The organism is Lysinibacillus sp. LK3, assembly GCF_001043675.1.
GTDB classification, from domain to species: domain Bacteria; phylum Bacillota; class Bacilli; order Bacillales_A; family Planococcaceae; genus Lysinibacillus; species Lysinibacillus capsici.
Genome location: NZ_LDUJ01000021.1, coordinates 64,673 through 76,847, shown reverse-complemented (window position 1 = coordinate 76,847; position 12,175 = coordinate 64,673). Strand labels below are relative to the sequence as shown.

The following is a 12,175-nucleotide window of genomic DNA, read 5'->3' as shown; positions in this document are numbered from 1 at the left end:
CTACTCTCTCCTTAGTCGCATATAGCATTTTAATAACCAATTTTCCAAACAACTAAGCGCTTGGCTAAACAGCTGTTTATTTTTCCGTAGCACCTCATGTTCAACCCAATACGCCAGCAAAGGACGCCATTTTTCTTCGTCTATCATAGTTGTTGGTGTAATTCCCCGCTGCATCATCTGACAAACAGCTCGGATGGATGTTAGCCTCTCTACTTCGTTGCCATTTAACCACTCGTATAATGTCTCTGCACTTGGTTGTGAGTCAGCTAAAAGTGTATCCCACCCATCAATAGGAAACGTGACATAGGATCTCATCCAGTCTATAATATTTGGATGGTGAAATTGGCGTAGACGATATAGGGCAGTATAGGCATCAATTCTATCTTTTTCGATATCCATTAAGATAAAAGATTGTCCTTCATTAACTGGCAAACAATGTACTGTTACATAATCACGCAGCCAGTCAGGTACGTCATTCTGTCCTTGCCAAAGTTCTCTCGCCCAATTTCCCGCCTCACTCGGACATATCTTGACTAAAATTTCACTCCACGCCTTTTGTTCTGATTGAGATTGAGCTCGCTCTAACTTATGTCGAAGAGCCTGATACACCTGTACGCCATCAAAATGCAAAAATGCCTCCTGCACGCTTGTTTTTTTGACACCATGCATGGAAACATAATGAAGTAAAGATGCTAAGCTGGATTGAGCCTGCTGTAAATTAGAGCTTAAATATTGTTCTAGCCAAGTTAGCCATAATTGTGAGCGATACAATTCAATATCCAATCCATTTTCACTACAAAATTGACGATGCTGTCCGCAATCTACGCCAATACAGCCTAAAGCCGTCATATTATCAACGTACGAATGAAAGCTGGCAGCAAGCAAATCAAGCTCATCTTCTTCATGGCTCCAATACCAAACCGTTTCGTCGTCAAGCTTAAGGAGAAGGGCATCTCCATTACCGGCCGTAAAAAATTGTAAATATTGCTGTTCATACGATTCATCATTCTCTCCAAAGTAAGGAAAGTCTAGAGCTTTTAAGCTCCAGCCAAATTCACCAGAAGGCGTATCTAACAATTCAGTGGGAAGTATCGCCTCATCTGGTAATGACCAATAAATACTTACTTGCTTTGAGCAATTTTGCAACAGTTGACGAAACCCATTAGGGATTTGTACACCAAGTCTTTCCTCAACCTGCTGTAACTCTTGCTCGGTAGCGACTGGCCGCATTTCAATCGGATGTACACAAGCTCCCTGCTGCTTCAATCGCTCTACTAAATGATTCCAACGCTCAATCCACATTGTCTCTAACCTCCATATAAGGCTCATGTGATGTCATACTTCTTATTTATCGTCAGGAAATCATTTACTGATTAGGCTAACTTTAAACAGAATGACAAAATGCTATTATTTTACTGCCATCTAAACCTTCGTATATGATAAATGTCTCAGCTATATTCATTCTTTTCTATTACGTCTTAATGAATTATTTTACTTTCTTTACTTCCATCATAATTTTGGTTACATACTCTTCTTCTCGATTTTTCATTACGGCATCATAAATGTATTCCTCGTATACATACTGACCTAGCTCATAACCCTTTTCATGCATGACATTAAATAGCCGTGTGTATGTCTCACCAAGTTTTGAGGAGGGGCCTACATGATAACCAATCACAAATTCACCCTCTATCGCCTTAAAATAAGGATGCCCTTCTCTTGGATGAGGCTGCTCAATATACAAATAACTATAGTTATCGTAATTCCCAGCTAACACTTGCTCTCTTCTTGTTATCCCTCCAATGGGATACCCCGTATCTAATTGAGAGCGATCCAATTCCTCAATAAAGTCAGATACAGCCTTCACAAACTGCTCTTCTGTAGAATTCTCAATATTTTTACTCAAATATAATGTATCTTCAGGAAAATACTCAATCGTGATATCCTTAAAATTTAGATGCAGTGCTTCCTCTGTCATTTTGATTTTGACATCAATAATATTCTCAATCATTTCTAGTTCTCTACGCTTCTTCGCAACATGCTCTTTTTGTTGGTGCATCAATTCTAAAAAATTTTCAGGTGATTTCTCTGCCATATAATGCTGAATATCCTTTAAGGACATCCCCACTGCCTTTAATAATTCAATAACACCGAAAAAATCATATTGAGCAAGTGAATAATACCTATAATCCTTACTATCTTTCATGATGGGAGATAATAAACCAATTTGATCATAATAAATAAGTGTCTGTTTATTCACCTTACATAATTTAGCAAATTCACCAGTTGTAAAATACTTTACATTTTTATTAAGCATTTTTTGAGTTTCCTCCCTTGACTATATAGTTACTATATACTTTAGATTGTACCTATTCAAAATAAAAATAGAAAGGTTTTGACATTATGTTCACGGAGATTCGTGACATTACAGCTTTTAACAAGAAAGAAATTTTAGCATTACGCATCGCTGACAATCAGCAACATTTTATTGAATCTACAGAACAATGCTTAGCAGAGGCGGAAATGGATCGACGCTTTACGCCTTTAGGTCTGTATAAAGATAACACCGCTATAGGCTTCGCTATGTACGGCTTATTCCCTCATGATGATTACAGTCAACGAGTATGGCTTGATCGCTATCTAATTGCAGAACAATACCAAGGACAAGGTTTGGGAAAACATTTTTTACAGCAACTTATTCAATATTTAACAGTAAAGTTCAACTGTCTTCAGATATATTTAAGTGTTTATGACAATAACGCTGTAGCTATCCAGCTGTATAAACAATTTGGTTTTATATTTAATGGTGAGCTAGATGATAAAGGGGAAAAAGTGATGGTTTTGGAGGTGCATGGTTATGACAACCATTAATCCAATTGAAACAAAGCCACTGAAACCATTATTTTTATCATACTTATTCCCTGCAATGATCGGGATGCTTTTAATGTCCGTCAATATATTGGTAGATGGCATTTTCGTTAGTCATGGCGTGGGACCTACAGCTTTAGCTGGAGTTAATATAGCTGTTCCTATTTTCTCTATTTTGCTTTCTATTTCTCTATGGATTGGCATGGGAGGAGCTACTCTTTTCTCGATTTCTCTAGGAGAGGGCAATAAGCAACGTGCCCATCAACTATTTACATTGGCGTTTTCTACAATGCTAGTGGTTGTGATAACGATTATTGGATTTCTCGCGTTAAATCTAAAGGACATTTCTTATATATTCGGAGCGAGCGATGATACGTATCCGTATGTGCAGGAGTATTTACATGTAATTTTGCTCTTTGGGATATTTTACACAATTGAAAATTTATTAAGTATTTTTATTCGGAATGACGGCAACCCAAAATTGGCTATGCTGGGCTTAATTACAACATCGGCTTTGAATATACTCTTAAATTATGTTTTCATCTTCGTACTAGATTATGGCGTGACTGGCTGTGCCTTAGCGACAGCAATAGCTACAATTATAGGTACGTCTGTGCTATGTCTTCATTTTTTCCGTCCTCAATCTGAATTAAAATTTGTCACTTCATTTTTAAATCTATCAGATTTGAAAAAAATTTTTGCTATAGGTTTACCTAGCTTTATTGTTGAAGCTTCCGTTGCAGTTATCGTTATTTTGTATAACGTTACATTTTTACATTATTTAGGTGCGAATGGCGTTACTGCCTATGCAATGGTCAATTATATCCATACTGTCTTGCTGACTATTTTCCTTGGAGTCGGTATGGCTCTACAACCATTAGTAAGCTATCACCACGGGGCAAGATTACTTGAAAGATTAACTGCTTTATTGAAAATCGGTTTAGCTACCGCATTTATTTTAGGATTAACAACAGCTCTTATAGCTCTTCTTTTCCCTTCTCAATTAATGGCGTTATTTGGAGATAGCTCATTTGAAATTCGCAGTATGGCAGCACAGGGCTTTGTACATTTTGCCATTGGCTATGTATTTTTAGGGATCAACATGGTGTTCGCAGAATTCTTTCAATCCATTGAAAAAATTCGTATTGCTACAACAATTATGTTACTACGTAGTATTATCTTATTTATCCCTACTCTCATCATACTACCCAAGATACTTGGCTCGCAGGCTATTTGGTGGACCTTCCCAGTAGCAGAAGGAATTACAGCATTGCTTATTTACTTGTTCATTAGGAAAAATCCAAGAACCCTTTCATCTCCTGACCATGCTTAAATGAAAGGGGACCTCATCAAGGTCCCCTTTTAATATGTTTGCCTAACAAAATTGCATTTTTAGCGTACCTCTTCCTTCTTCTACTATTACTTCCCCAACTGCTCCATTCACTAGAATTAATTGAGGGGGGACATGTCCAATATCTACTTCATAGAAAACTGGTATTCCCATCTCGTCAAAAATATCCCTTAATGCATCCACCAATGTAAAGTCCCCTAGATTTTCATATAGTCCTGCTCGCCCGATTAGAACACCATTACATTTATTGAACCAACCATTATACTTTAATTGCCACAAAGCTCGGTAGATTTTTGCTGCATCCATACCAACACTTTCTAAATACCATATTGTTCCTTCCTCAGAGCAATATTCGTTAATAAATGATTGAACGTAATCGAAGGGCGTACCTATAAGAATTTGCAATGTATTTAAACAGCCACCTATCAACCTACCTGTCATACGATTACTACGCTCTTGGTTTAGAACTTTCCATTCGGTTTCACTGTCAAAATAAAATCCTGTAGCAGGATTTTTATAAACTTGCTCCCAGCTCGATTGAAAATAGTGAGAAGAGCTTTGAGTTATTGAATGACCAGTCTTACATGTAATTACGTCTATCCATTTAGAAGAAAGTTCATCCCATTGAGGTGCAGATAATTCAGTAAAATTCACCCCATGTGCGGATGCGTACCCCGTCATGGTTGTGTATACAAAAGATAAAGTACTAATATCTGAATACCCTAATATCCATTTGGGTCCCGCTTTTTTTAATTCGTCCCAATCGATTAAAGGTAATAACTCCATTAGAAAACTGCCTCCCCACGGTGGCATGACGACATCTATTCGCTCATCTAATAAATAGTCCATAAGTTCAGAGACTCGCTTTTCTTTTGTTGTACTTCTACCTTTAAGTTGCGTCCAGGTAGTATTTCCAATAATAACTTTCATTCCTCTTTGTATTAATTGTTTTTCAGCTTCTGTTATTAATAGATGAAGATGCTGTTCGACTCCACTAGAGGGTGCTGTCACGCCAATCGTAAGAGGCGTTTTTAAAGTAGGATATTGTATTTTCATTTACCATCTCTCCTTTATGCCTGCAAAAAATAATTGTTTTACAACAACAAGACGATTTTGGGTCTCTTAATTAGTTTTGCTATATCAGATTTAGAATGCATTTTAACTAAAAATACAGCTATGAAAGTTTCAACACTATTTCTGTCCTTCACACACAGAAATTTTTACCAATTATACTTGTGTTCAGAAAAAAAACCAACACAAAAATCTGTGCTGGTTAAATTTCTACTTTTGAATTTTCATATACTCATCACGCAACAGACTCATAATGATTTCATCAGAAAATGTATTATTCATAAACAAGGCCTGCCTCAAAACACCTTCTTTTTTAAAGCCGACCTTTTCATAGGATTTAATTGCTCTACTATTGTGTGAATATACCTGTAATTCTAAGCGATTCAGATTTAGCTCCTCAAATGTAAATCTTTGAGCAAGCCTAACTGCTTCTGAACCCATACCTCTGCCACAATTCTCTATATTATGTAAAGCTATACGGAACACTGCCTTTTTATTATCTAAATCAACCTCCATAATCGCCAAATCGCCAATTACCTGATCATTATCAACTAAACAAATAGCAAAATCATAGCGAGAAGAATCTGCTTTAAAGCGTTTGATCGCCTCTTTGATTTGTTCCTTTGTTAAAATATTCCGTGTTCCTGTCATATACATGATTTCTTCATTTTGAAAGCATCTTATAATACTATCACTATCATCTTCACGTATTTCTCTTAAATAGACCTGTTGACCTTTTATCAATATAAACACCTCTTGTGCATTAAATAAGGAATCATCATATATGTAGATGATTCCTTTGTTTGGAACTATTCCATTTGTTTTTCAGTGTGTACCTTTACCGATTTCTTCGCAGGGTCTTCCGAGGAGGTTACACCTAGAATATCAAGCAGGAACATAAATAGTGGAATACCTATGATTAGTCCCCATACACCAAGGAAATGCTCAGAAAAGAGAATGACCATAAACGTATAGAAAATCGGTAAATCTGTTTTGGCAGACATAAGCTTTGGATTTAAGAAGTAAGCTTCAATGGCATGTAAAACCATGACAATAACTAAAATATAGACGATGTACATCAAGCCACCAATGCTATATGCGATAATACTTAATGGTATTAATGAGATGATAACTCCCGCGACTGGAACTAAGCCTAAAATAAAGAGCATAATCCCAAGTGCAATCAAATGTGGGAAGCCCATAATAGAAAGGGCAATGACGGATAACACACAGTTAACAGCAGCAATAATAAATTGTGCTTCAATTACTTTACCAAATGAGCGGATGAATATTCTTGAGAAATAATGAAGCTCATCGTAAAGCGGCCCAATTTTACTATCCTTAAACTTAGCTGTAAACTCAATAATACGATTCTTTTCTAACAAGATGAATAAACTCAAAATTAGAGAAATCAATATTTGCATAATGATTTTACCAATATTCGTAATATTTTTAAGAGTTAAATCCACACCTTGCTCTAAATATTTCCCGAGCTCTATTTTCTCAAAAGTCGGTGCTAAGTATCTCGCAATCTCATTGTCATCTGGATCGAGATTAAAACTTGCAATGAGGTCGAAAAGCTGTGTGATCTGCTGAGTCACGATTGGTAAATATTTGTAAATAACAGCTACAATACCCGCAACAAGTAAAAGGTATAATGTTACCGTCACAGCTTTTTCATTCATCGGCGTATATTTTCTTATGCTTTTCGTTGTCTTCGTAGTAAGCTGGTTCATCAAATAAGTAATAATAAACGTAAGTAAAATTAGATTGATCATACTACGCATTAAATATAATGCAAGAGCAATCCCGACTAGAATAATAAAACGCTTAAATCCATTACTCCGAAAGAAATTATTCATTTATTCACTCCTTCTACAAAACGGCCTCGCTGCCTCTGCTACCTAGGGCTACACTATAAAATTGATTTATAACAATACGCATCATTCTTATGTAAAAATTTCCCTCTCATTTAATGAGTATAGCCATCTACCTTCAAAATAAGACGAAATGTATGTTTCTTTTAGAAGTGTCTGTATAAAACCTAAGGCGGGGTTGAAGTGAATTGTATGTCTTGTCAAATTAAAAAGTCGATACTCTTATCCTTTGTGAAAGCTTTACCAGCGTATTAGCCATAATTCTATAAATCTATTATAACCCTTTAAACCAGCATATCCAATTTGTATGTTCTTTTATAATGGTATTTGTATAGAACTTTTATCAACTATTACTTTATGCTATTTTGATTAGAGATATAAATTAAACAGAGACAAGGACTGATTCTATGAAAATTGCGAGAAACCCTCAGAACATTCATCCACCCGTTGCTCCTTATGTTCATCAAATTGAGGTGACGGGACCTCAGAGATGGTTAACATTATCAGGACAAATTGGCATGATAGCTGATGGATCTATACCTGAAGATGCAATAGCTCAATTGAAGATAGCACTTGAAAATATTAAAAGAAATCTAGATAGTGCCGATATGGAGGTTCAAGATATTACAAAGCTCGTCTTTTATTTAGTGGGGGATATGGATGCTATTCAACGTAAGGAAATTATCAGTGACTTCTTGGAGGAACATCTTCCATGCACAACATTAATGTATGTCGTTGCACTCGCTACGCCAGCTTTAAAGGTTGAGATTGACGCATGGGCTTGTAAGGAATTATAAATTCATCCTATGTTTTATAAACTAAATTTGTGCATTTTTTTCTTATTTTTTCAATACCCCTTTAGCAACGCTAAAGGGGTATTGCCTTATTATTTAAGTAATGTCAGCGTCGTTGCAATGGCATTATCAACAAACGAGCGTTGTGGCTGCGATTTCAGCATAACTGTTAACCCTATTAACGCAACAATTAATGCTTGCGCTAAAGACTTTGAATCCGTGTTCGCCTCTAGTTCTCCTGATTGAATTCCCCGTTCAATTGTCTCCTGAAAAATTACTGATAGATAGAGTTGATGCTCTCTTGTCAAAATCTCGAACTTCTCATCATGTGGAGCTAATTCAACCATTGTATTGATACAAAAACAGCCATTACTAAGATCTTTTGTATATTCAGCAGTAATCACATCTTCAAAAAATATAGAAAACGCCTGTTTTACAGAGGCATAACTTTGAAGTTTAGTCCGTATTTCGGATGCGCGAGTTGTCGTATATCTACGAAGTGCCGCTTCAAATAGTTCCTTTTTATCCCCAAACGTTGAATAAATACTAGGACGCTGAATCCCCATTCTAGTAGTAAGATCACTTAAAGAAGTTGCTTCATACCCCTTCTCCCAAAATAATTGCATTGCTGCCTCTAACACTTTTGCCTCATCAAATTCCCGAGTTCTTGCCATTATAGATACACCCCCATTAGGAAAAAATAGTAAGTTAATCATTAAATTTTACGATACTAAACAGTATGTAATTATTTTATATCTGGCTTTTTTTATTGTCAATTTCATTTCATCAATCGAAATAAAAAGAAAATATATACCAAATAAATATTGACAAATCCAATGTGGTTAAGATATATTTACCAATAATTATTTTGTACCGAACGGTATGTTATAATTACAATTCAATTAGAAAGGGAGGTTACAATGTGAACAATGCAAATGATGATGCAATTCATATAAATCAATCATCTTCTATATCCCAAGCTGTAACATTATTATTCGCTACAGCCTGCGGAATGTCTGTCGCCAATATTTATTTTGCTCAGCCGCTGCTAGATGAATTATCGAATGATTTTGCTATTGATCAATCAATTATTGGTTTGATTATTACTGTCACACAAATTTTCTATGGGCTAGGCTTACTTCTTCTAGTTCCACTTGGAGATTTACTAAACCAACGACGCTTGATTATTGGACAAATGCTATTGTCCTCTGTTGCTTTGCTTCTAGTCGGTACTGCCTCCTATGTTGTAGTGCTATTTGCGGGTATGGCCTTAGTTGGTCTACTTGCAGTCGTGACTCAAACCCTTGTTGCGTTCGCTGCAACTATGGCTTCCTCTACAGAACGTGGTCGTGTCGTAGGCATTGTTACAAGTGGCATTGTCATTGGCATACTACTTGCTCGTACCTTTGCTGGGTTAGTAACAGATCTTGAAGGGTGGCGTTCTGTCTATCTAGCCTCCGCCGCGTTCATGCTTCTAATGAGTGGTATGTTTTTAAAAGTTTTACCAAGGGGCGAACGTGAAGTAAAATCAATCACCTATTCTCAGCTAATTCAATCCGTGTTTACGCTGTTTATTCAAGAGCGAACATTACGTATCCGCTCTATTCTAGCCCTGCTAATTTTCGCTGATTTTAGTATTTTGTGGACGCCCCTTGTTCTGCCACTTAGTTCACCACCATTTTCTCTATCACACACTGTAATTGGCGCTTTTGGTCTTGTAGGTGTGGCAGGGGCATTAGCTGCTGCACAAGCGGGTAAACTTGCTGACCAAGGCTATGGACAAAGAACGACAGCTATTGCTTTAACGCTTTTACTTATCTCCTGGATATTTATTAATTATTTAGATAAGTCATTCTTGGCATTAATTGTTGGCATTGTGTTACTTGACTTGGCAGTACAGGCAGTACATGTCACAAACCAGACGATGATTCTCCCATTACGTATAGAAGCACGAAGTCGACTGACCGCAGGCTATATGGTGTTCTATTCTATTGGTAGTGCTAGCGGTTCAATCGCATCGACTCAGATGTATGCACATTTTGGTTGGGGAGGGGTTTGCTTACTCGGAGCCTCTATTAGTACAATTGCTCTTCTTTTTTGGGCAATAACTAAACGATTTACTAAATAAAATTAGACTTGGAGAGATAACAAATGGAAATAGGAATTACTTCTTTCGTAGAAACAAAACCAGATGTTCACAGTGGTGAAATAATTAGTCATGCACAGCGTTTACGTGAAGTAGTAGAAGAAATCATTCTTGCAGATCAAGTAGGATTGGATGTCTTTGGCATTGGTGAGCATCATCGTGAAGACTATGCCGCCTCTTCTCCAGCAATGGTGCTATCTGCTGCTGCTTCTCAAACGAAAAACATTCGACTCACAAGTGCTGTAACTGTCCTTTCTTCGGCAGATCCTGTGCGTGTTTTTCAGGATTTTGCCACATTGGATGGACTATCAAATGGACGTGCAGAGATCATGGCAGGTCGTGGTTCTTTTATCGAATCCTTCCCCTTATTTGGCTACGATTTACATGATTATGATGAATTATTTGAGGAACATTTAGACTTACTACTTAGCATTCGTCAGTCTGAGAAAGTAGTTTGGGAAGGTAGACATCGTCCAGCAATCAATCATTTAGGTGTGTATCCTAGACCTGTTCAAAAATCTCTCCCAATCTGGGTGGCTAGTGGAGGAAATCAACAATCTGCTATGCGTGCGGGCCTTTTAGGATTACCCCTTATGCTAGCAATAATTGGTGGCAGCCCAATGCAATTTGCACCGATTGTACAGCTATATAAAAAGGCAGCACTTCATGCAGGTCATGATTTATCAAAACTTCAGGTAGGTTCTCATTCAATAGGTTTCGTTGGACCGAATACGGAATGGGCAGCAGACACATTTTTCCCATCAACAATGACTGGTATGAATAAATTAGGCAAGGAAAGAGGCTGGCCTTATTATGACCGTTCTAGTTATGATGCTGCAAGAAGCTTTGAAGGAGCATTATATGTTGGTGATCCAGATACAGTTGCTGAAAAAATTATTCATCTTCGTAAGCATGTAGGAATTACACGGTTTATGCTATACGTTCCTTTAAGTACCATGCCGCATGATCAAGTCATGCAAGCTATAGAACTACTTGGAACAGAAGTTGCTCCCCGTGTACGTGATGAAGTCGCTAAATGGGAAGCTGAAATGGCTCTAGAAGGAAAGCCATTTCTTTAAGATTCATTATTCAACAGGAGGAGTATATATGACCATCATTAACCGAATTTTACCAGAATTAAGGCAGGCTTACTCAGAATTTCCTGGCTTTCGATTGGAGGAAGATTTAACTTGGAGTCGAGGTCTCTTGTCCAATCCACCTTCAAAAAAATCAGAAGATGTACTTACGACCAACTGTATGATTCCTAGAGGTGACGGGGACGAAATGCTAGTTAAAATCTATGAACCAGCTAAACGGGAACAGGATAAACTTCCAGCTATGCTTTGGATTCACGGAGGTGGCTTTGTCATGGGGCACCCTGATATGGATGATGTTTTATGTGAACGCTTTGTTGAGACAGCTAACTGCGTTGTCGTATCCATTGATTACCGACTAGCGCCTGAACATCCCTACCCAGCGGCTATTGAAGATTGTTATGCTGGATTAGTTTGGATGACTAATGAGCACCAATCACTTGGTATCGATGTCAAACGGGTGGCAATTGCTGGAGCAAGCGGTGGAGGAGGATTAACAGCAGCACTTGCATTAATGGCTCGTGATAAAGGAGGACCATCAATTATATTCCAGATGCCACTGTATCCAATGCTTGATAACCGAAATGTAACACCTTCCAGCTATGAGATTATTGATGATCATGCAACATGGAGTAGAACAAATAATTTGACTGCTTGGCATTTGTACTTAGGAGAGGAAAAGGACATCAATGCCCGTTCTCCGTATGCGGTCCCTGCAAGAGCTGAAAATTTAACAGGATTACCGCCAGCCTATATATGTATTGGCCAACTTGATTTATTTCGTGATGAAACCATTGATTATGTAACACGTCTTGCGCAGGCAGGAGTGGACGTTGAATTCCACCTCTACCCTGGCAGTTACCATTGCTTTGAGGTCTTTGTGCCTGAAGTAAAAGTAAGTCAACAGGCTATTCAGAACTATTTAGATGCCATGGCACGTGCACTCAATTTTTGATTAGCACTTCGCCTTCTAA

12 protein-coding genes are annotated in these 12,175 nt (G+C 37.5%); 6 read left to right on the top strand and 6 right to left on the bottom strand.

Going from position 1 to position 12,175, the window contains the following annotated elements; all coding sequences use genetic code 11:
- Positions 1 to 1,302 carry an SMI1/KNR4 family protein gene (locus VK91_RS15355; RefSeq protein ID WP_048394019.1) on the bottom strand — a complete coding sequence of 434 codons (1,302 nt, stop codon included), beginning with the start codon at positions 1,300 to 1,302 and terminating at the stop codon, positions 1 to 3.
- A gap of 184 nt (positions 1,303 to 1,486) precedes the next feature.
- Positions 1,487 to 2,317, bottom strand: a complete 831-nt coding sequence (locus VK91_RS15350) for a MerR family transcriptional regulator (RefSeq protein WP_009370580.1) — start codon at positions 2,315 to 2,317, stop codon at positions 1,487 to 1,489.
- 86 nt (positions 2,318 to 2,403) lie between these two features.
- Here VK91_RS15350 and VK91_RS15345 point away from each other — a divergent pair, with 86 nt between their 5' ends.
- Entirely contained in the window at positions 2,404 to 2,871 is a 468-nt protein-coding gene (locus tag VK91_RS15345; RefSeq protein WP_048394017.1) for a GNAT family N-acetyltransferase, read from the top strand.
- Positions 2,858 to 4,201, top strand: a complete 1,344-nt coding sequence (locus VK91_RS15340) for an MATE family efflux transporter (RefSeq protein WP_048394015.1) — start codon at positions 2,858 to 2,860, stop codon at positions 4,199 to 4,201. Before VK91_RS15345 ends, VK91_RS15340 begins: the two co-directional genes overlap by 14 nt.
- Before the next feature lie 42 nt (positions 4,202 to 4,243).
- On the opposite strand, the gene VK91_RS15335 is transcribed toward VK91_RS15340, so the two are convergent.
- From VK91_RS15335 to VK91_RS15325, 3 genes are all read right to left on the bottom strand, one after another.
- A complete protein-coding gene (locus tag VK91_RS15335; RefSeq protein ID WP_048394013.1) occupies positions 4,244 to 5,275 on the bottom strand; it encodes a S66 peptidase family protein in 1,032 nt (343 codons plus the stop codon).
- A 225-nt stretch (positions 5,276 to 5,500) separates the two neighbouring features.
- Positions 5,501 to 6,034 carry a GNAT family N-acetyltransferase gene (locus VK91_RS15330; protein WP_048394011.1) on the bottom strand — a complete coding sequence of 178 codons (534 nt, stop codon included), beginning with the start codon at positions 6,032 to 6,034 and terminating at the stop codon, positions 5,501 to 5,503.
- 65 nt (positions 6,035 to 6,099) lie between these two features.
- On the bottom strand, positions 6,100 to 7,152 hold the full coding sequence (locus VK91_RS15325) for an AI-2E family transporter (RefSeq protein ID WP_048394009.1): 1,053 nt from the start codon (positions 7,150 to 7,152) through the stop codon (positions 6,100 to 6,102).
- Positions 7,153 to 7,574: 422 nt separating this feature from the next.
- Here VK91_RS15325 and VK91_RS15320 point away from each other — a divergent pair, with 422 nt between their 5' ends.
- Complete coding sequence (locus VK91_RS15320; RefSeq protein ID WP_048394006.1) at positions 7,575 to 7,964, top strand: RidA family protein; 390 nt, start codon at positions 7,575 to 7,577, stop codon at positions 7,962 to 7,964.
- Positions 7,965 to 8,053: 89 nt separating this feature from the next.
- Here VK91_RS15320 and VK91_RS15315 read toward each other — a convergent pair whose 3' ends face one another.
- A complete protein-coding gene (locus tag VK91_RS15315) occupies positions 8,054 to 8,635 on the bottom strand; it encodes a TetR/AcrR family transcriptional regulator (RefSeq protein WP_048394004.1) in 582 nt (193 codons plus the stop codon).
- Positions 8,636 to 8,883: 248 nt separating this feature from the next.
- On the opposite strand from VK91_RS15315, the gene VK91_RS15310 reads away from it, so the two are divergent.
- Genes VK91_RS15310 through VK91_RS15300 form a run of 3 tightly spaced genes read left to right on the top strand, consistent with a single transcriptional unit; the run spans position 8,884 to position 12,156 of the window.
- The gene (locus VK91_RS15310) at positions 8,884 to 10,089 is read left to right on the top strand and encodes an MFS transporter (protein ID WP_048394003.1); all 1,206 of its coding nucleotides are present in this window, start codon (positions 8,884 to 8,886) and stop codon (positions 10,087 to 10,089) included.
- Positions 10,090 to 10,112: 23 nt separating this feature from the next.
- Positions 10,113 to 11,186, top strand: coding sequence for an LLM class flavin-dependent oxidoreductase (locus VK91_RS15305; RefSeq protein ID WP_048394002.1), 1,074 nt, complete (start codon positions 10,113 to 10,115; stop codon positions 11,184 to 11,186).
- A 28-nt stretch (positions 11,187 to 11,214) separates the two neighbouring features.
- A complete protein-coding gene (locus VK91_RS15300; RefSeq protein WP_048394000.1) occupies positions 11,215 to 12,156 on the top strand; it encodes an alpha/beta hydrolase in 942 nt (313 codons plus the stop codon).
- The last annotated feature ends 19 nt before the right edge of the window (positions 12,157 to 12,175 follow it).

Coding starts and splice junctions, on each gene's coding strand:
- VK91_RS15315 (WP_048394004.1), bottom strand. CDS start 8,635: ATGGCAAGAACTCGGGAATTTGATGAGGCAAAAGTGTTAGAGGCAGCA.
- VK91_RS15320 (WP_048394006.1), top strand. CDS start 7,575: ATGAAAATTGCGAGAAACCCTCAGAACATTCATCCACCCGTTGCTCCT.
- VK91_RS15300 (WP_048394000.1), top strand. CDS start 11,215: ATGACCATCATTAACCGAATTTTACCAGAATTAAGGCAGGCTTACTCA.
- VK91_RS15305 (WP_048394002.1), top strand. CDS start 10,113: ATGGAAATAGGAATTACTTCTTTCGTAGAAACAAAACCAGATGTTCAC.
- VK91_RS15350 (WP_009370580.1), bottom strand. CDS start 2,317: ATGCTTAATAAAAATGTAAAGTATTTTACAACTGGTGAATTTGCTAAA.
- VK91_RS15345 (WP_048394017.1), top strand. CDS start 2,404: ATGTTCACGGAGATTCGTGACATTACAGCTTTTAACAAGAAAGAAATT.
- VK91_RS15355 (WP_048394019.1), bottom strand. CDS start 1,302: ATGTGGATTGAGCGTTGGAATCATTTAGTAGAGCGATTGAAGCAGCAG.
- VK91_RS15335 (WP_048394013.1), bottom strand. CDS start 5,275: ATGAAAATACAATATCCTACTTTAAAAACGCCTCTTACGATTGGCGTG.
- VK91_RS15340 (WP_048394015.1), top strand. CDS start 2,858: ATGACAACCATTAATCCAATTGAAACAAAGCCACTGAAACCATTATTT.
- VK91_RS15325 (WP_048394009.1), bottom strand. CDS start 7,152: ATGAATAATTTCTTTCGGAGTAATGGATTTAAGCGTTTTATTATTCTA.